Below are 18,917 nucleotides of genomic sequence, written 5' to 3' on the forward strand. Positions count from 1 at the left end.
ACGATCCTTTTTCTGTTCCGGGCTGTTCCTGGCCGCTCTGTCATTCCTGGGTGATCGGGCGCGTCATCAGCTGCCCTATGGCGGTCTTCACGTCGAGGCTGCCGTCGATGATGCGGGCGACCGCATCGGTGATCGGCATGTCGATACCCTTTTCAGCGGCAACACCGGATGCGACCGAGGCGGCAAAGGCGCCTTCCACGAGATCGCCCGACCAGCCGGCGGCGTTGCCATGACGGCCGAGCGCGATGCCGAAACGCAAATTGCGCGACTGGTGGCTCGTTCCCGTCAGCACGAGGTCGCCGAGGCCAGAGAGCCCGGTGACCGTGATGCCCTCCCCGCCATGGGCCGCGACGAAGCGGGACAGCTCCGCAAGTCCACGCGAAATCAGCGCCGCCCGTGCCGAATCGCCGAGTTCGGCGCCTTCGATGATGCCGCAGGCGATCGCCAGCACATTCTTCAGCGCACCGCCGAGCTGAACGCCGATGCGATCGGTCGAAGGGTAGAGCCGGAATGTCGGTCCCGAAAGGGCCTGCGCCAGCGCCGCGCCGGTTTCGGCGGTACGCGCGGCGACCACCATCGCCGTCGGCAGGCCTTTCGCGATGTCGGCTGCAAAGCCGGGGCCGGAAAGCACGGCGATCTCGCGGCCGGGAAGCTCTTCCTCCAGAACCTCCGTCAGCAACCGCCCGGTGCCCTTTTCCATGCCCTTGGCGCAGATCACCACAGCCGCACCCGGCGCAAGCAGGGGCGCAAGGGACCGCGCCGCATCACGCTGGGCCTGCGAGGGCATGGCGAACAGCACGATACCCGCACCGCGGATCGCCTCCGCATCGGCACTGAAGGAAAGCGCCGGCGGCAGGTCGATGCCGGGCAGCGCCTTTTCGTTGCGCCGCGAGGTGCACATCAGATCAACGGCCGCCTTGTCGCGGCCGATCAGGGTGACGTCACCGCCGCTTGCCGCGGCCACGCTCGCCAGCGCCGTCCCGAAGGCGCCTGCACCAACGACAGCAATCCTCGGACTGGTGCTCATGCCTTGGCTCCCCGTTTGCCGGATCCGAGAACGGTTGCCGCCTCGCGGTCAAGCGGCCAGCGCGAACGCGGCGCGACGGCAAGGTCATCGGGCGGAAAACCGGCCGCCATACGCTCCAGCCCCGCCCAAGCGATCATGGATGCATTGTCGGTGCACAGCGCCAGCGGCGGCGCGATGAAGCGAAATTTCTGCTTGTCGCACAGCGCCTGCAGCGTCGCACGCAGCTCTGCATTGGCCGCCACCCCGCCGGCAACGACCAGCGCCGGTGCCCCGGCATCCGGAAACAGCGTGCGGAAGCGCTCGAGACCGCGGCCGATACGGTCCTTCAGCGTGCGCGAGACGGCGCGCTGGAAGGAGGCGCAGATATCGGCGATGTCCCGCTCCGTCACCGGTTCGATCGACTGCGCGGCCTGCCGCACCGCCGTCTTGAGGCCGGAAAAGGAAAAATCGAGCCGCGCTTCGCCGACGAGCGGCCGCGGGAAGGTGAAGCGCTCCGGATTGCCCGTCTTCGCCATGCGCTCCACCGCTGGCCCACCGGGATAGGGCAGGCCGAGCAGCTTGGCCGTCTTGTCGAAGGCTTCGCCGAGCGCATCGTCGATCGTCGTGCCCCAGCGCTCGTAGTCGTCGACGCCGCGCACCAGCACGAGCTGCGTGTGACCACCGGAGACGAGCAGCATGAGATAGGGAAAGGAGAGCCCGTCCGTCAGCCGCGCCGTCAGCGCATGACCTTCGAGATGGTTGACGGCGTAGAGCGGCTTGCCCGTCGCCCGGGCGATCGCCTTGCCGGTCATCAGCCCGACGATGAGGCCGCCGATCAGCCCCGGACCGCTGGTCGCGGCAATGGCATCGACATCCTCGAGCGAGCGGCCGGCTCGTAGCAAGGCTTCGGAAATCAGGCTGTCCAGCGCTTCCACATGGGCGCGCGCGGCAATCTCCGGCACCACGCCGCCATAGGCGCTGTGTTCCTCGAGCTGGCTCAGCACCACCTCGCCAAGAATCACGCCCCGGCCTTCGGCATCACGCACGACGACGGACGCCGCGGTCTCGTCGCAGCTCGTTTCGATGCCCAGAATGGTCAGATGGGACGACATGTAGCACTTGGGAATTGATTGCGATGGGCCGGAAACCCGGTTACGAGACATCCCGGTAACAACGGATCAAGGCGGATGCAAACAAAACCTTTCAGGATCGGCACACGGGGTAGCCCGCTGGCGCTCGCCCAAGCCTACGAGACCCGCTCACGCCTGATGGCTGCCCACGGCCTGCCGGAAGACATGTTCGAGATCGTCGTGCTTTCAACGAAGGGCGACCGTATCACCGACCGTTCGCTGGCGCTGATCGGCGGCAAGGGCCTGTTCACAGAGGAGATCGAGGCGCAGCTTTCCTCCGGCGAGCTCGATTTCGCCGTACACTCCTCCAAGGACATGCCGACGAAGCTGCCGGAGGGTTTGCATCTCTCGGCCTTCCTGCCGCGCGAGGACGTGCGCGATGCGTTCATCGGCCGCAGCGCCGCCCGCCTCCTCGACCTGCCGCAGGGCGCGACCGTCGGTTCCGCCTCGCTTCGCCGCCAGGCGCTCATCCGCCGTCTTCGGCCCGATATCAATGTCATCGTCTTCCGCGGCCAGGTCGATACCCGCCTCGGCAAGCTCGCCGAAGGCCAGGCGGACGCAACGCTGCTCGCCTATGCCGGGCTGAAGCGCCTCGGCAAGCTGGACGTGCCGACGGAGATCCTCGATCCCGTCTCCTTCCCCCCCGCTCCGGCACAGGGCGCGATCTGTATCGAAAGCCGCATCGGCGATGCGCAGACAGAAAGCCTGCTTGCAGCCATCGACGACCGCGCGACGCGCGCGGCCGTCTCCTGCGAACGCGGTTTCCTTGCCACGCTCGACGGCTCCTGTCGCACGCCGATTGCCGGCTATGCGACGGTCGAGGGCGAACATCTCCAGTTCCGCGGCATGATCCTGACGCCTGACGGCAGCCGGTTCCACGAGATCGAGACGAGCGGCTCGGCAAACGAAGCCGGCCGGCTTGGCGAAGCGGCGGGGCAGGCGATCCGCGGCAAGGCGGGAGCGGATTTCTTCGAAAGCTGGGGCTGATCCGTGCGCGTTCTCGTCCTTCGCCCGCAACAGGCGGCGGCCCGGACCGCCCGCAAGCTCGCGGCGCTGGGCCACGAGACCGCCTGCCTGCAGCTGTCGAAGCCCGAACACGACCTCGATGCGGTGAAAGCAGCGCTCGCAGAGCGGCATTCGGCCATCGCCATCACCAGCGCCGAGGTCGCGCGCCTCTTCGGTCATCTCGGTGAAACGCTCGACCGCCACCTCCTGACCACGGTCTTTTCGGTCGGGCGTGCTTCTGCGGATGCCGCGAGCGCGGCCGGCTTCCGCACCGTGCTCACCCCCGGCGGGGACGGCAGGGACCTTGCCGAGATGATCATCACGCATTGCCGGGATTTCGGCATGCCGGCCGAACCGATCCTCTATCTCGCCGGCCTGCCGCGCGCACAGGGCTTCGAGGCGCGCCTTGCCGAAGCCGGCATCCCGTTCCGCACCGTGGAAGCCTACCGCATGGTATCCGTCGTTCCCCGGCGCACGGAGGCGGAGGCGGCCCTTCTCAAACCGGTGCCGGATGCCGTGCTGTTCTATTCCGGCGAAAGCGCGCGGGCCTTCTTCAAACTCTCCCCGCTCGTGGAAATTCCCGAGCGCTTCCTGTCCACGCTGATGCTCTGCATGAGCGCCAATGTCGCCAAAGCCGTGCCGCCGCGCTTTGCCGCATCGACTGTCGTCGCATCCTTGCCCAACGAGGAAAGCCTGCTGGATTTGCTGTAAGAGCAAGGGGCGAAGGCGGGCGGCGACGGACGAATTTGCCGCAAGGGTCTTTCCCTCGCTGCCTTCCCTGTCTACGTTTAATGCAATGCACATGAACGCGAGGAGGTCGCCATGGAACCGGAAACCCCGTCCCGTCGCAAGAAGGCAGGCGACGAGCCCGTGACAATCGATCTCGAAGCGGTTCCCGCCTCCGTCAGCAACGAGACGCTGGCGGTCGAGGAAGCGGCAAAGGCCGAAACGCCGGAAAACCAGGCAGCGGAAGCGGCTGATACCGCGACGACGGAAACCGCCGCCGAGCCCGCCGAAGAAAAAGCCGAGCCGATCGAACCTGCCCGCACGACCTATGAGGAACCGGCGCGCGCCGAAACGCAACCTTCACCGCAGCGCAGCAATGCCAGTACGCTGGCCGCCGGCATCCTGGGTGGCCTGATCGCACTTCTCGGCGCCGGCAGCCTGCAATATGGCGGCTACCTGCCGGCACTCGGGCCCGACCGTTCCGGCCAATCCGACGCCGTGTCCACCCTGGCAAACGAAGTCGAGGCGCTGAAGACGCGGTTTTCCGAGGCCCCGGCCACAAGCCCGGTCGATCTCCAGCCGATCGAAACGCGGATCGCCGCACTGGAAAAATCGGCCGGTGATGGCACGAGCGCGCAGGGTGCAAACCCTGAAGCCGTCAGCAAACTCGAAGGCGACGTGACCCGCCTGACTACAGAGCTTGCGACATTGCGCGAGGCCATGGCGCGCACCGCAGAAGCGGTCAGTGCAACGGAAAGCCAGCTCACCGAACGCATCGCCGCCGCCGAGCAGAAGCTCGACGAGCCGCGCAGCGACATCGAAATGGCGCGGGCCGTTGCCGCGAGCGCCCTGAAGACCGCGATCGACCGCGGCGGTCCGTATCTCGCCGAACTGGAGGCCTTCGCAAGCATTGCGCCGGACGATCCCTCCCTTGCGGGCCTGCGCGAACATGCCGCCATCGGTGTTTCGGCACGCTCGGATCTCGTGCGTGATTTCCAGCCGACGGCCGATGCCATTCTCGACGCCGTGCACCAGCCGGACGGCGACGAGGGCATCTTCAACCGCCTGATGTCGAGCGCCGCCTCGGCGATCCGCGTGCGTCCCGTCGGCAGCATCGAGGGCGACACGCCGGAAGCGGTGGTCGCCCGCATCGAGAACAAGCTGCAGAACGGCGACTTCAAGGGTGCGCAGATCGAATGGCAGACCCTGCCGGAAAAGGGTCAGGCCGCAGCGACCGACTACAAGCGCAAGCTCGATGAACGTGTCAGCGTGGAAGGCCTGATCGGCGCCGTTGTTTCCGGCGCCCTGAATGGCACGACCACGGGCGCCACCGGCAACCAGGGCTGAGGAGACAGGCTTCATGATTCGCATTCTGGTCTTCGCCCTCTTCGTCCTCGCGCTTGCCGCCGGCTTCGCCTGGCTTGCCGATCGCCCCGGCGAACTCTCCATCATCTGGCAGGGCCAGCGCGCCGACATGAGCCTGATGGTCGCCGCCACCCTCGTCGTCTCGCTGGTCGCCGCCGTGATGTTCTCCTGGTGGATCGTGCGCGTCGTCTGGACCTCGCCGCACTCCATCCAGCGCTATTTCCGCGCCCGCAAGCGCGACCGTGGCTACCAGGCGCTTTCCACCGGCCTGATCGCCGCCGGTGCCGGCGATGCCGCCGGGGCGCGAAAGATGCTGGGTCGCACCAAGGGCCTCCTGAGTGCCGACCAGGAGCCGCTCATCCATCTGCTCGAAGCGCAGGCGGCGATGATCGAGGGTCGCTACGACGACGCCCGTCGGAAATTCGAACTGATGGCGGACGATCCCGAAACACGTGAACTCGGCTTGCGCGGCCTCTATCTCGAAGCCCGCCGGCTCGGCGCGAACGAGGCTGCACGGCAATATGCCGAGCGCGCCGCGGAAAAGGCGCCGCAGCTTCCCTGGGCGGCGGAAGCCGCGCTGGAATACCGCTCCGAGGCAGGAGACTGGGATGAGGCTCTGAAGCTTCTCGGCGACGGCCGTTCCGGCTCGGCCGAGGAAAAGAAGACCTATACCCGCCGCAAGGTCGTGCTGCTCACCGCCCGCGCCGCCGCCAGGCTCGATGCCGACCCCAAGGGCGCGCGCGAGGATGCCCAGCAGGCGCTGAAGCTCGACGAGAATTTCGTGCCCGCCGGCCTCATCGCGGCCAAGGCCTATCTGCGCGAGGACAACCTGCGCAAGGCCGCCGCCATCCTCGAAAAACTCTGGAAGGCGACCGCACACGGCGATGTCGCGAAACTCTATGTCCGTGCCCGCAGCGGCGATTCGGCGACAGACCGCCTGAAACGGGCGGAAAAGCTTGAAGCGATACGCCCGAACAATGCCGAAGCACTCTATGCCGTCGCTGAAACCGCGCTGGAAACCCGCGACTTCGCGCTTGCCCGCGGCAAGGCCGAAGCGGCTGCCCGCTTGGCGCCCCGCGAAAGCGCCTTCCTGCTGCTTGCCGATATCGAGGATGCCGAGACGGGCGACCAGGGCCGCATCCGCCACTGGATGAACCAGGCGTTGAAGGCGCCGCGCGATCCGGCCTGGACCGCCGACGGCATCACCGCACCGGAGTGGCGGGCCGTCTCGCCGGTCACGGGCCATCTCGACGCCTTCGAATGGAAGACGCCGGTCAGCCCGCTCGATGGACCGATCGAGGAAGGCTCGACCGCCGCCGTCGACGAGGCTATCCGCACCCTGCCGCCGCTCGCTATCGAGTGCAGGCCCGTCAGGCGGGCCGAAGAGGCAGCCAGGGTCGAGACCGTGGAAGTCGTCCAGAAACCCGTCGTCATCGCCACGGTGGTGGAGGCTGCACCAGTGAAGGCTGCGACACCGGAAAAGGTCAAGGAGACGGTGGCCATCGAGGAGGACGAGCGCCCGTTCTTCGGTCTGCCGGATGATCCGGGCGTCAAGGAAGGTGCGGTCAAACGGGACGGAACAAGCGGCTTCCGCTTGTTCTAGAACAATTGCGCATGAAGATAAGGATTCCGCCTATCGGAAAGAGGCGGAAATCTCATAGGGCTTGAGGAACGGGGCGACACTGAATGTTCGAACGCTTGCAGCAGTTTCTGGCGAGCCTTTCCGGCGGTGACAGGCCGGCCTTTGCCGCCGACGACCCCCGGGTCGCCGTCATGGCGCTTTGCATCCAGGTGATGGAAGCAGACGGCAAGATTCTCGATGTCGAGAAAAGGGCGTTGCGCGCCCGCTTCAAGGAGTTCTACGGCCTCGACGAGAGCGAGCTCGATGCGCTGGTCGCTGCCGGTACCGATGCGGAGAGCGAGGCGATCGACTTCTTCCGCTTCACCTCGGAACTGAAACGCCAGCTTTCGGAGGAGCAGCGCGTCGATCTGATCGGCCTGCTCTGGGAGATCGTCTATGCCGACGGCGAGCGCAGCGAGATGGAGGACCACGCCATCTGGCGCATCGCGGATCTGCTCGGCGTCTCCGGCCGGGAGCGCATCATGAAGCGGCAGGAAGTGGCCGAACGGGTCGGCGCGGCGACAGGCCCGGAGGAACCGGACGAAGGCTGAGCATGCTCGATTTTCCCCGCAAGCCGCGCCGCAGGCGCCCCGTCCTGATCGTTCTGCACCAGGAGACCTCCAGCCCCGGCCGTGTCGGGCAGATCCTCCAGACGATGGGCCATGCACTGGACATCCGCCGCCCCGTGCTCGGCGATCCACTGCCCGCCACATTGTCGCAGCATGCGGGCGCCGTCGTCTTTGGCGGGCCGATGAGCGCCAATGACGACGAGGCCTATGTGCGCGCGGAGATCGACTGGCTCTCCGTCCCCCTTGCCGAGAACCGCCCCTTCCTCGGCATCTGCCTCGGCGCACAGATGCTGGTGAAGAATCTCGGCGGCACGGTTTTCGGCCATGCGGAAGGCTGGACGGAGATCGGCTGGTATCCGCTGGCGGCGACCGAGGCGGGCACGGCGCTGATGCCCTGGCCGGACATGGTCTACCAGTTCCATCGCGAGGGCTTCGACCTGCCGCGGGACACAACGCTGCTCGCCACCGGCCACCACTACGAGAACCAGGCCTTCCGCTACGGCGACAATGCCTGGGGCATCCAGTTCCACGGCGAGCTGACGCTCGCCATGATGCATCGCTGGGTGGTGCACGGTGCGCATCGCTTCGAGCTGCCGGGCGCGCAGGTCGGTCGCGCCCATCTCGACGGACGCCTCCTGCACGATGCTGCGCTCCGCCTCTGGATGACCTCCTTCCTCGAGCGCATCTTCCACGAGGCCTGAGCCTACGTCCGGCAAATCTGGACGACCGTTTCACATCCGTGCCGGGCCCGCACCATTAAACATGTTGCCGCACCGCCCGGCGCCCGGCCTTGCTGGCAGGGCGCGCAATGGCTACATGTCGAGACGAAACCAATTGGAGACATCAATGATAGCGGTCATCAACACCCTATTGTTCATCATCAGCATAGCGTGGTTCCTGGTGATCGCCTCGGCGATCTTCTCCTGGCTCTATGCCTTCAACGTCATCAACGCGAACAATCAGGTGATCGCCACCATCGGCCGCTCGCTGTATCAGCTGACGGAGCCGATCTACCGCCCGATCCGCCGCGTTCTGCCGAACTTCGGCGGCGTCGACCTTTCGCCGCTCGTCGTGCTCGTCATCCTGTTCTTCCTGGAGCAGGTGATCCGCAGCGTTCTGGCGCCCGCCGTCCTGTGACGCAGGCACCCGGCGCCGCCTTGCGGCGCCAAGACGCCTACCATGTGCGCCTGACCGTACGGCTCACGCCGAATGGTGGGCGCGACGCGATCGACGGCTGGGATACAGGCAGTGACGGCGCCTGTTACCTGAAGGTGCGTGTCAGCGACCCGCCGGACAAGGGCAAAGCCAACAAGGCACTGCTTGCCCTGATCGCCAAGGCGGCCGGCGTGCCGAAATCGGCAGTCAGCCTCCTGAGCGGCGATACCCAGAGAAAGAAAATCCTCCGGATCGAGGGCGACCCGGAGGACATCATGTTCAAGCTCGAGAGCGCGGCAGCGCAGTAAGATCGCTTACTTCTGCGCGTTGTAGCGATCGACCGCTTCGAGGATCATCTTCTTGGCGACCTTGACGTCTTCCCAGCCTGCGATCTTCACCCACTTGCCGGGTTCCAGATCCTTGTAGTGCGAGAAGAAGTGCTCGATCTGCTTCAGGGTGATTTCCGGCAGGTCGGTGTAGTTTTCGACCTTGTCGTAGCGGCGCGTCAGCTTCGGCACCGGCACGGCGATGATCTTCTCGTCCTTGCCGCCATCGTCTTCCATGACCAATACGCCGATCGGGCGCACGTTGATCACGCAGCCCGGAACGAGCGGGCGGGTGTTGGCGATCAGGACGTCGATCGGGTCGCCGTCTTCCGAAAGCGTATGCGGCACGAAGCCGTAATTGCCCGGATAGGTCATCGGCGTGTAGAGGAAACGGTCGACGACGAGCGCGCCGGCTTCCTTGTCCATCTCGTACTTGATCGGATGGCCGCCGACCGGCACCTCGACAATGACGTTCACGTCATCCGGCGGGTTCTTGCCAACGGAAATCGCATCGATACGCATGGGGGGCTCCCTCAGGTGGAATGGTTCTGTTCGCGGGCTTCCTAATGCGAATCCCATTGCAGCGCAACATGACTTTCGCCGCAGGCGAATAGACGGCGCGCCTTCTCCGTCTCCTTGAAGACCGGAGGATGATGATCCATGCGCCTGATATCCCTTCTCTTTGTGGCTACCCTCGCCGCTTCGGCCGCCAAGGCCAACGAAAGCGCCTATTCCGACCGCAACCTCGATGCCTGCAAGACGCTTTCGCAGGAGGATGAAGGCCCGAGCATCACCCTCGAATGCGCCGGCTACAAGGGTTTTCCCGTCTACTTCAAGGAAGGCGACCTGCGCCAGAGCCAGACCTATGGCCCGATCAGCAAGGCCTATCTCGATGAGGCCTTCGAGAGCTTCGGCCCGTTCAACCACACCAATGCCAAGATCGAATGGCGGATTGCGGCAGGTAAGCCCGTGGCGACCATCGTACGCTGGTTCGTCTCCGACCCGGAAACGACCAGCGATACGGACACGCGCTACGGCCAGGTCCTCGTCGTCTCGACAATCGCAACGGCGGAAAACCCGGAAAGCTGCGTCGTCGGCTATATCGACGCACTGGAGAACAAGGACGCCAACGCGCTCGCCCGCACGGTGGCAGACGAGGAAGCACATGATTTCGCCTGCGGCGTAAGCGAGCCGCAATGGTATGGATCAAGAGGGAAACTGGCCGGCGAGCCGATGCGCCACCTGCCCGGCACCGCAGAATAGGGGCCCTGAATCCGTCAGGGCCAGATGAAGCCGAGCTTCTTCAATTCCTTGTCGCCGAAATTCTCCATGCCCTCGGCGATATCGCGCCCACCGGCGGAACGGAAGAAGCGCTCTGCATGCTCGCTGTCTTCCAGGCACCAGACGATCATGCCCTGGCAGCCGAGCGACTTCAGAAGCCGCCGCGCCTCACCGAAGAGGAGGCGGCCGAGGCCGATACCCTGATATTCCGGCCGCAGGTAGAGTTCGTAGACCTCGCCTTCCTGCGGCAGCGCGCGGGCACGGTTGAGGCCCAGCGTAGCGTAGCCCGCCACCGTACCGGCAACGTCGAGCACCAACAAGGTCGCAGGACCGCGTGTCGCCTTGCGCCACCAGGTCTCACCCCGGCGATCAACCATCTGGATAAGCGGCTTGTGCGGAATGAGGCCGCCATAGGCCTGCAGCCACGATACCCGATGCGTCTCGGATATCGCGCGCGCGTCCTGCGGCTCGGCGCGCCGCACATCGATCGACAGTGTCTTCATAACACGACTCATATTCCGGCACCGATTCCACCGGAATCCCGCAGGGCGCGGAGGCTTCCATTGCCCACAGGCGAGTTCCGGGCGGCACATAGAAAAGTTAACGCTTTTTTAACAGGCGTCACAAGTCGTAAAACGATGACACACACATGAAAAACCCCGGCGCCCATCTGTCATGGGCGCCGGGGTTCAAAACTGTGCCGTTTCGGAAAAAGCCGGTCAGGCCGCGCCGGCCGAACGCTGCTTTTCGAATCGCTTGCGGTCGTTCGCGTCGAGGTGGAGCTTGCGCAGGCGGATCGACTTCGGCGTCACTTCCACGAGTTCGTCGTCCTGGATCCAGGAAAGCGCGCGCTCCAGCGTCATCTTGATCGGCGGCGTCAGGCGCACGGCCTCATCCTTGCCGGCGGCGCGGATGTTGGTGAGCTTCTTGCCCTTCAGCACGTTCACTTCGAGATCGTTGTCACGCGTGTGGATGCCGACGATCATGCCCATATAGACCTTCTCGCCCGCGTCGATGACCATCGGGCCGCGGTCTTCCAGGTTGAACAGCGCGTAGGCGACGGCTTCACCGGCTTCGTTGGAGAGCAGCACGCCGTTGACGCGGCCACCGATCTCGCCCTTGTAAGGCTGGTAGTCATGGAACAGGCGGTTCATGATCGCCGTGCCGCGCGTGTCCGTCAGAAGCTCCGACTGGTAGCCGATGAGACCGCGGGTCGGGGCGAAGAACACGAGACGCACGCGGTTGCCGCCGGAGGGGCGCAGCTCGACCATCTCGGCCTTGCGCTCCGACATCTTCTGCACGACGACGCCGGAATGCTCTTCATCGACGTCGATGACGACTTCCTCGATCGGCTCCAGCATCTGGCCGGTCGTCTCGTCCTTGTGCATGACGACGCGCGGACGCGAGACGGCAAGCTCGAACCCTTCGCGGCGCATGGTTTCGATGAGAACGGCAAGCTGCAATTCGCCGCGGCCGGAAACGAAGAACGAATCCTTGTCGCCCGACTCTTCGATCTTCAGTGCGACGTTGCCTTCGGCTTCCTTGAAGAGGCGGTCACGGATGACGCGGCTCGTTACCTTGTCGCCTTCGGTGCCGGCGAGCGGCGAATCGTTGACGATGAAGGACATGGTGACGGTCGGCGGGTCGATCGGCTGGGCCTTCATCGCCTCGGAAACCGAGGGGTCGCAGAACGTGTCGGCGACCGTGCCCTTGGTGAGGCCGGCAATGGCGACGATGTCACCCGCATGGGCTTCGTCGATAGCCGTGCGCTCGATGCCGCGGAAGGCGAGGATCTTCGAGATACGGCCGTTTTCGATGAGCTTGCCGTCCTGGCCCAGAACCTTGACGGCCTGGTTCGGCTTGATCGAGCCGGAATGGATGCGGCCGGTGATGATACGGCCGAGGAAGGGATTGGCTTCGAGGATCGTGCCGATCATGCGGAACGGGCCTTCGGCAACGGTGGGCTCGGGAACGTGCTTGAGCACTAGGTCGAGCAGCGGCGCCATGCCTTCGTCCTGCGGGCCTTCCGGATTGACGTTCATCCAGCCGTTGCGGCCCGAACCGTAGAGGATCGGGAAGTCGAGCTGCTCGTCGGTGGCGTCGAGGTTGGCGAACAGGTCGAACACCTCGTTCAGCACTTCCTCGTGGCGGCCGTCCGGACGGTCGATCTTGTTGATCGCGACGATCGGCTTCAGACCGACCTTCAGCGCCTTGCCGACCACGAACTTGGTCTGCGGCATCGGGCCTTCCGACGAATCGACGAGAACGATCGCGCCATCCACCATCGAGAGGATGCGCTCCACTTCGCCGCCGAAATCGGCGTGGCCGGGCGTGTCGACGATGTTGATACGCGTTCCCTTCCATTCCACCGAAGTTGCCTTGGCGAGGATGGTGATGCCGCGTTCTTTTTCGATGTCGTTGGAGTCCATCACGCGCTCGGCGACGCGCTGGTTTTCACGGAACGAACCGGACTGTTTCAGGAGCTCGTCGACGAGTGTGGTCTTGCCATGGTCGACGTGCGCGATGATCGCGATATTGCGGATGGACATGGTTTAATCTCTGAGGTTCGGGGCGCGCGGTATGGGGGGCGCCGTCTTCAATGGCCGGGCTCTTACATGTTTTTCCGCAAATGCGAAAGGGGCGGGCTGCAACTCTGTTGCCCGCGCCGCGCGGAGCTCGGCCTCACGACGGGCGCACCGGCGGCAGGGTAATGTTCCAAAGCTCGCGATCTTCCCGGTCCATCAGGCGCACCGTCATCTCCTCGCTCGCCCCGTTTATGTCAACCAGGCCGAAGAACTGCAGGCCGGCCGAGGGCGGCAGGTTGCTGTCGATACCGCCCTTGGAAGACTTGATGAACCGCACCTCCGGTCCGAAGGTCATGTCGAGCGGTTTCGGTCCGTAGGTGCCGGAATGCAGCGGCCCGGAAACGAATTCCCAGAACGGATTGAATTCTTGAAACTTTGCCCGCGACGGATCGTAGTGGTGTGCAGCCGTGTAATGCACGTCCGCGGTCAGCCAGACAACGTTGTGGATGGCGTTGTCGCGCATGAAGGAGAGCAGATCCGCGATCTCCCGTTCGCGCGCCGCAGGCGGGCCGTTGAGCCCGTCCGCCACACCTTCATAGCCGAGACTGTTCGAAAAATCGTCCCAGATGACGAGGCCAAGCGGCATATCGCAGGCGATCACCTTCCAGACGGCCTCAGAGGCCGCGAGCTCCCGCCGCAGCCAATCCGCCTGCCGCCAGCCGAAAAGGCCGTTCTCGGTGCCGCCCCGGTTCGGGCTGCGATAGGACCGGAGATCGACGAAGAACACGTCGAGCAGCGGCCCGTAGGCGACTTTGCGGAAGATGCGGCCGGGCTCGGTCGGGAAATACCGGATCGGCGTCATCTCGTGGAAGGCGCGCCGGGCGCGCTGTTCGTAGACGCCGATCTCCTTTTCCGGATAGCGCCGGTCACCCGTGAGGTCGCTCGATTCCGACCAGTTGTTCAAGACCTCGTGGTCGTCCCACTGGAAGAAGGTCGGGCATTGCGTGTTGAAGGACAGGAGGTGCTCGTCGAGCAGATTGTATTTCCACTGCCCACGAAACTCTTCCAGCGTGCGCGCCACGTTGCGCTTCTCGTCCGTGACGATGCGGTTCTTCCAGACGCCGCCATCCCGCAGCGGGATTTCATCCGGGATCGGACCATCCGCATAAACGGTGTCACCGGAATGGATGAAAAAGTCCGGCTCGTGGCGCAGCATGGTCGAATAGGTCTTCATGCCGACATCGTCGATGCCCCAGCCCTGCCCGGCGGTGTCGCCCGACCAGACGAAGCGCACCGAGCGCTTGCGCATCGGCGCCGTGCGGAAGCGGCCGACGATCGGCTCTGAGACAAGGTGGCTGGAATAGGGATCGCTGGCGGTGAAGCGATAGAAAATATCCTGGTCCGGCAGGAGGCCCTGCAGCATCGCCTTGACCGTATGATCCGAAGCGCCGAGTGCCTTCTGGACCGGCAGGCGCGTTGCATCGAGAAAGCTTTCGGTCGTCGAATATTCCAGCGTCAGTTCCGCAGGACGATCGACCCGCGCCCAGACCATGCCGGAGGAACAATCGACATCACCCGACTGCACGCCATGGGAAAAGACCGGACTGCCGTGTCGTCGTTTGTAATAGGGAACGGCGAGCGCCGAGGAGGTTGCAAGCGCCCCGGCCCCTGCGGTGAGAAGAAACGAGCGCCGCGTCAGCGTCTCGGGAACAATCGCCATGCCACCTCCGGCCAAGCCCGCGAATCGACGGGCAGACCATGAGTCCTGAGCGTGTCAGTCCAGTAACGGGACGATGACGTTTCACCAAAGTTTCGGTGACGGGACAATGACGCTTTTTACGGCGCCTTGCCTTCTTCCGGCTGTTCGATCGAGTGGCGCATGATCAGCGGCATCTGCGAGAGCGTGAAGAGAATGGTGATGGGCATGGTACCCCAGACCTTGAAGGCGACCCAGAAATCCGTCGAGAAGGAGCGCCAGACCACTTCATTGAGCACCGCGAGAAAGACGAAGAACAGGCCCCAGCGCAACGTCAGCTTGCGCCAGCCCTCGTCGGTGAGCTTGAAGGCGGCGTGGAAGACGTAGCCGAGCAGCGACTTGCCGAAGAGAAGGCCGCCGAGCAGGATCGCACCGAACAGCGAATTGACGATCGTGGGCTTCATCTTGATGAAGGTGTCGTTCTGCAGCCACAGCGTCAACGCGCCGAAAACGAAGACGACGACGCCCGAGATCAGCGGCATCATCGGCAGGGTGCGCGTCAGGATCCAGGAGACGACGAGGGCGATCGCCGTCGCGGCCATGAAGAGGCCCGTAGCGATGAAGATCGGCCCGCCCATTTCGGCCAGCACCGGGAATTTTTCCGCAAGCCATTCGCCGCGCGAATTGGCGAAGAAGAACACGGCAAGTGGCCCAAGCTCCAGCACCATCTTGAGAAGCGGGCTGATCTTCTCCTCCGCCTTGGCGGGGGCGTCCAGCGTTGCCTTGCTCATGCCTCAACTCCTGCGATCGCTTCCGCGAAATCCTTGGCCTCGAAGGGTTCGAGATCGTCGATCCCCTCCCCGACGCCGATGAAATAGACCGGCAGCTTGTGCTTGGCGGCAATGGCCACAAGAATGCCGCCGCGGGCCGTACCGTCCAATTTTGTCATGATCAGGCCCGTGACGCCCGCAACGTTGCGGAAAATCTCCACCTGGTTCATGGCGTTCTGCCCGGTGGTTGCGTCGAGCGTCTGGAGAACGGTGTGTGGCGCGTCCGGATCGAGCTTGCCGAGCACGCGCACGATCTTTTCCAGCTCCGCCATCAGTTCCGTCTTGTTCTGCAAGCGACCGGCCGTGTCGATGATCAGGACGTCGCTCTTCTTCAGCTTTGCCTGCTCATAGGCTTCATAGGCGAGCCCCGCGGCATCCGCACCGAGTTTCGAGGAGACGATGTCGGACCCGGTGCGCTCCGCCCAGATCTTCAACTGCTCGATGGCCGCCGCGCGGAACGTGTCGCCCGCCGCCATCATCACCTTCAGGCCTGCGCCCGAGAGCTTGGCCGCCAGCTTGCCGATCGTCGTCGTCTTGCCGGTGCCGTTGACGCCGACGACGAGGATGACATGCGGCTTGTGGTTGAGATCGAGCGCCAACGGTTTTGCGACGGGGCCCAGAACCTTGGTGATCTCACTCGCCATGATGCGCGAAACATCCGAACCGGTGACATCCTTGCCATAGCGTTCGGAGGCGAGCGTATCGGTGATGCGCAGCGCGGTCTCCACGCCGAGATCGGCCTGGATCAGCAGGTCTTCGAGATCCTGCAGCGTGTCGTCGTCGAGCTTGCGCTTCGTGAAGAGGCTGGTGATCTGCCCGGTGAGCTGCGAGGAGGTGCGAGCAAGCCCGTCGCGCAGGCGCTGGAACCAGGTGCGCTTGACTTGCGGCACCGGAACCTCCACCGCCAGCTCGCGCGCCGCCGTCGCAAAACCCTTCGGCAGGACGAGCGCCTCGGCTCTCGGCTCGCTGCGCATCGCCTCCTCAAGGACCGGATCCTCCACCTCTGCGGGTATGGTCTCCTCCACCGGTACGATCTCGTTTTCCGGCTCGGCCACCTCTTCCGTCGCTAGAGGCTCGGCCTCGACAATCTCCGCGGCAGGAGCAACAGGCTCTTCCTCGGCGACCTCCTCCACTATCTCGGCAGCAGGCACGTCATCCGCCGGGCCACCGGCAGTCTCGATTTCGGCCGGCGCGACCGGATCCTCCGCAATGGGCAATTCCGGGGCGTGCGGCAGCGGATAGATGTCGGGTTCGGTTTCGTCGGGCACATGGTGCGCCGCTTCAGGATTGGCTGCCTCCGCCTCATCGAGCAGCGCATCCCGTTCTTCAACCGCCACAGGTTCCAGGATTTCTGCAACCGGCTCCGGCGCGGCGTCCTCGACCTTGGCGACAGCAGGCGCCTCCACCTCCGGCTTCTGCTCAGGGGCGGTGTCTTTTCCGAACGTAAATATCTTCTTGATGAAGCCGAGGGCCATGAAGGATGTCCGCTAGTTATGCGAGAGGGCGGTTTCGGGCCGCATCGTCAGGTGTTTTCCATTGTGGCCGGTGATCGTGACCGGCACAAGATCGCGGGCCTCAAGGCCTGCAGCATCGACGAGCGTGAAGTTTTCCGTATGGGCAAGGCCGTTGTTCTCGACAAGGATCATTTCCCGCTTCCCGATCATGGACGCGAGATGGGCCTCGTGAAGCCGTTTTCCAGTCTCACGCAGGCGGCTGGCACGCTCTTTGACGAGCGCACGGTCAAGCTGCGGCATGCGCGCGGCCGGCGTGCCGGGGCGCGGGCTGTAGGGAAAGACATGCAGATGCGCGATGCCGCAATCTTCCGCAAGCCGCGCCGCATTGGCGAACATGTCCTCGGTTTCGGTCGGAAAGCCGGCGATCATGTCAGCGCCGAAGCTGGCCTCCGGGCGAAGCGCGCGCACGCGCCCGCAGAAGGCGCGCGCATCGGCGCTGGAATGGCGGCGCTTCATGCGTTTCAGGATCAGGTCGTCGCCATGCTGGAGCGACAGATGCAGGTGCGGCATGAAGCGCGGCTCGCCCGCGATCAGGTCCCAGAGATGATCATCCGCCTCGATGCTGTCTATGGAGGAAAGGCGCAGACGCCGGATATCCGGCACCTGCTTCAAGAGCGTTTTCGCAAGGTAGCCGAGGCTCGGCCCGCCCGGCAGGTCCGCACCGTAGCTGGTGGCGTCGACGCCCGTCAGCACGATCTCGCAATAACCGCTCTCGGTGAGTTTTCGCGCCTGATCGACGACGGCGCCCATCGGCACCGAGCGGGAATTGCCGCGGCCATAGGGGATGATGCAGAAGGTGCAGCGATGGTCGCAGCCGTTCTGCACCTGCACGAAGGCGCGCACATGGCCGTCGATCAGCTTCACCATCTGCGGCGCGGTCTCGCGCACGCTCATGATGTCGTTGACGCGCAGCTTCTCTTCCGCCGAGACGCCGAAATCCGGAAGCGCGCGATAGGCAGCGCTTTTCAGCTTCTCCTCGTTGCCAAGCACGGCATCGACTTCCGGCATCTCCGCGAATGTCGCACTTTCCGTCTGCGCGGCGCAGCCGGTGACGATGATGCGGGCATGCGGATTGTCGCGCCGCGCGCGGCGGATCGCCTGGCGGGCCTGGCGCACGGCCTCGCCCGTCACGGCGCAGGTATTCACCAGCACGGCGTTGTTCAGCCCCGCCTTCTCGGCCTCGGCACGCATCACTTCCGATTCGTAGGTGTTGAGCCGACAGCCGAAGGTTATGACCGTAACGCCGCTCAAAGGGCGGCCACCTCGGCATCATCCCGGCGGAAGGCGCCGGTCGAGGGATCAAGCGTGCCCGACCATTCCCATTCAGCCGGCCCGGTCATGAGGACGTGATCGTCGTCGCGCCATTCGATGGTCAGCACGCCGCGGTTCGGGCTGCTCGCGACGGTGATTGCCACTTTGCGGCCCGTTCGGCCCGTGCGTGCGCCGGAAACGCCGGCCGCACAGGCGGCCGAGCCGCAGGCGAGCGTCAGCCCCGCGCCGCGCTCCCATGTGCGCGTCGTCATTGCCTCGGGCGATGTGATCTGCGCCAGCGTGATATTCGCCTTTTCGGGGAACATAGGGTGGTTTTCGAGCAGAGGGCCGAAACGATCGAGATCGAAACTCATCGGATCGCGATCGACCCAGAAGACGGCATGGGGATTGCCCATCGACATCGCCGCGGGCGAGTGCAGCACCGGCGCGTCGATCGGCCCGATCTGCAATTCGATGCGGCTCGTATCGAAGAATTCTTCGGCAAGCGGGATGCGGTCCCATTCGAAGACCGGCTTGCCCATGTCGACCGAGATCGTGCCGTCTTCATGTTCGACAGCGTTGAGAATGCCGGCGACGGTCTGGAAGGTGAAAACCTTCTTGCCCATCTCGGCGGCCAGTGCCTGCACGACGCAGCGCGTGCCGTTGCCACAGGCCTGCGCCTTGGAGCCATCGCAATTGATGATGTCGATGAAGGCATCGGTGCCGTCGACCTTCGGGTCGTGGATCGCCATGATCTGGTCGAAGCGGGTGGCGGGATCAGCATTGAGGGCAATCGCCGCCTGCGGCGTCACGACATCGCCGCGGCCGCGCATGTCCACGACCAGGATCAGGTTTCCCAGCCCGTTCATCTTCGCGAAATCGACCGTCTTTGTCATCACACTCTGCCCGTTTGGGCC

The 18,917-nt window shown here is 64.6% G+C and carries 19 protein-coding genes; 9 read left to right on the top strand and 10 right to left on the bottom strand.

Translation table 11 applies throughout. The annotated features are described in order from the left end of the window. Positions 1-40: 40 nt before the first annotated feature. Together EXZ48_RS16095 and tsaD are read right to left on the bottom strand one after the other, a co-directional pair. Positions 41-1,027 (bottom strand): NAD(P)H-dependent glycerol-3-phosphate dehydrogenase, encoded by a 987-nt coding sequence (locus tag EXZ48_RS16095; RefSeq protein WP_130517020.1) that lies wholly within the window; start codon positions 1,025-1,027, stop codon positions 41-43. After that, entirely contained in the window at positions 1,024-2,118 is a 1,095-nt protein-coding gene (gene tsaD / locus EXZ48_RS16100) for a tRNA (adenosine(37)-N6)-threonylcarbamoyltransferase complex transferase subunit TsaD (RefSeq protein ID WP_130517022.1), read from the bottom strand. Before tsaD ends, EXZ48_RS16095 begins: the two co-directional genes overlap by 4 nt. 75 nt (positions 2,119-2,193) lie before the next feature. Between tsaD and hemC the strand changes: the two genes are divergently transcribed. The 8 genes from hemC to EXZ48_RS16140 all read left to right on the top strand — a co-directional run bounded on the left by hemC (position 2,194) and on the right by EXZ48_RS16140 (position 8,885). Continuing rightward, a complete protein-coding gene (gene hemC / locus EXZ48_RS16105) occupies positions 2,194-3,123 on the top strand; it encodes a hydroxymethylbilane synthase (protein ID WP_130517024.1) in 930 nt (309 codons plus the stop codon). A 3-nt stretch (positions 3,124-3,126) separates the two neighbouring features. Then, on the top strand, positions 3,127-3,852 hold the full coding sequence (locus EXZ48_RS16110; protein ID WP_130517026.1) for a uroporphyrinogen-III synthase: 726 nt from the start codon (positions 3,127-3,129) through the stop codon (positions 3,850-3,852). A 111-nt stretch (positions 3,853-3,963) separates the two neighbouring features. Next, positions 3,964-5,214 carry a COG4223 family protein gene (locus EXZ48_RS16115; protein ID WP_130517028.1) on the top strand — a complete coding sequence of 417 codons (1,251 nt, stop codon included), beginning with the start codon at positions 3,964-3,966 and terminating at the stop codon, positions 5,212-5,214. A 13-nt stretch (positions 5,215-5,227) separates the two neighbouring features. After that, positions 5,228-6,835 (top strand): heme biosynthesis protein HemY, encoded by a 1,608-nt coding sequence (locus EXZ48_RS16120; protein WP_130517030.1) that lies wholly within the window; start codon positions 5,228-5,230, stop codon positions 6,833-6,835. An 83-nt stretch (positions 6,836-6,918) separates the two neighbouring features. Next, positions 6,919-7,404, top strand: coding sequence for a TerB family tellurite resistance protein (locus tag EXZ48_RS16125; protein WP_023515703.1), 486 nt, complete (start codon positions 6,919-6,921; stop codon positions 7,402-7,404). A 2-nt stretch (positions 7,405-7,406) separates the two neighbouring features. Next, entirely contained in the window at positions 7,407-8,123 is a 717-nt protein-coding gene (locus EXZ48_RS16130; RefSeq protein WP_130517032.1) for a glutamine amidotransferase, read from the top strand. A gap of 145 nt (positions 8,124-8,268) precedes the next feature. Continuing rightward, positions 8,269-8,559, top strand: a complete 291-nt coding sequence (locus tag EXZ48_RS16135) for a YggT family protein (protein ID WP_024271125.1) — start codon at positions 8,269-8,271, stop codon at positions 8,557-8,559. A 20-nt stretch (positions 8,560-8,579) separates the two neighbouring features. After that, positions 8,580-8,885, top strand: coding sequence for a DUF167 family protein (locus EXZ48_RS16140; RefSeq protein WP_130517034.1), 306 nt, complete (start codon positions 8,580-8,582; stop codon positions 8,883-8,885). 6 nt (positions 8,886-8,891) lie between these two features. Here EXZ48_RS16140 and ppa read toward each other — a convergent pair whose 3' ends face one another. Further along, positions 8,892-9,425, bottom strand: a complete 534-nt coding sequence (gene ppa / locus EXZ48_RS16145) for an inorganic diphosphatase (protein WP_024271123.1) — start codon at positions 9,423-9,425, stop codon at positions 8,892-8,894. Positions 9,426-9,563: 138 nt separating this feature from the next. On the opposite strand from ppa, the gene EXZ48_RS16150 reads away from it, so the two are divergent. Then, a complete protein-coding gene (locus EXZ48_RS16150; RefSeq protein ID WP_130517036.1) occupies positions 9,564-10,166 on the top strand; it encodes a hypothetical protein in 603 nt (200 codons plus the stop codon). Positions 10,167-10,180: 14 nt separating this feature from the next. Here EXZ48_RS16150 and EXZ48_RS16155 read toward each other — a convergent pair whose 3' ends face one another. The 7 genes from EXZ48_RS16155 to dapF all read right to left on the bottom strand — a co-directional run bounded on the left by EXZ48_RS16155 (position 10,181) and on the right by dapF (position 18,896). After that, positions 10,181-10,687: a GNAT family N-acetyltransferase gene (locus EXZ48_RS16155; RefSeq protein WP_023512151.1), complete on the bottom strand. Its 507-nt coding sequence runs from the start codon at positions 10,685-10,687 to the stop codon at positions 10,181-10,183. A gap of 216 nt (positions 10,688-10,903) precedes the next feature. Further along, positions 10,904-12,733, bottom strand: coding sequence for a translational GTPase TypA (gene typA, locus EXZ48_RS16160; RefSeq protein WP_023512152.1), 1,830 nt, complete (start codon positions 12,731-12,733; stop codon positions 10,904-10,906). A 133-nt stretch (positions 12,734-12,866) separates the two neighbouring features. Beyond that, entirely contained in the window at positions 12,867-14,429 is a 1,563-nt protein-coding gene (locus EXZ48_RS16165) for an alkaline phosphatase (RefSeq protein ID WP_130517038.1), read from the bottom strand. A 116-nt stretch (positions 14,430-14,545) separates the two neighbouring features. Beyond that, a complete protein-coding gene (locus tag EXZ48_RS16170) occupies positions 14,546-15,196 on the bottom strand; it encodes a septation protein A (RefSeq protein ID WP_023512154.1) in 651 nt (216 codons plus the stop codon). Next, the gene (gene ftsY, locus EXZ48_RS16175) at positions 15,193-16,710 is read right to left on the bottom strand and encodes a signal recognition particle-docking protein FtsY (protein WP_130517040.1); all 1,518 of its coding nucleotides are present in this window, start codon (positions 16,708-16,710) and stop codon (positions 15,193-15,195) included. The genes EXZ48_RS16170 and ftsY overlap by 4 nt, the downstream gene beginning before the upstream one ends. A gap of 12 nt (positions 16,711-16,722) precedes the next feature. After that, positions 16,723-18,000 (bottom strand): tRNA (N(6)-L-threonylcarbamoyladenosine(37)-C(2))-methylthiotransferase MtaB, encoded by a 1,278-nt coding sequence (gene mtaB, locus EXZ48_RS16180; RefSeq protein ID WP_130517042.1) that lies wholly within the window; start codon positions 17,998-18,000, stop codon positions 16,723-16,725. Beyond that, complete coding sequence (gene dapF / locus EXZ48_RS16185) at positions 17,997-18,896, bottom strand: diaminopimelate epimerase (RefSeq protein WP_130517044.1); 900 nt, start codon at positions 18,894-18,896, stop codon at positions 17,997-17,999. The genes mtaB and dapF overlap by 4 nt, the downstream gene beginning before the upstream one ends. Between the last annotated feature and the right edge of the window lie 21 nt (positions 18,897-18,917).

It is taken from the genome of Shinella sp. JR1-6, assembly GCF_004284735.1.
Lineage (GTDB): Bacteria > Pseudomonadota > Alphaproteobacteria > Rhizobiales > Rhizobiaceae > Shinella.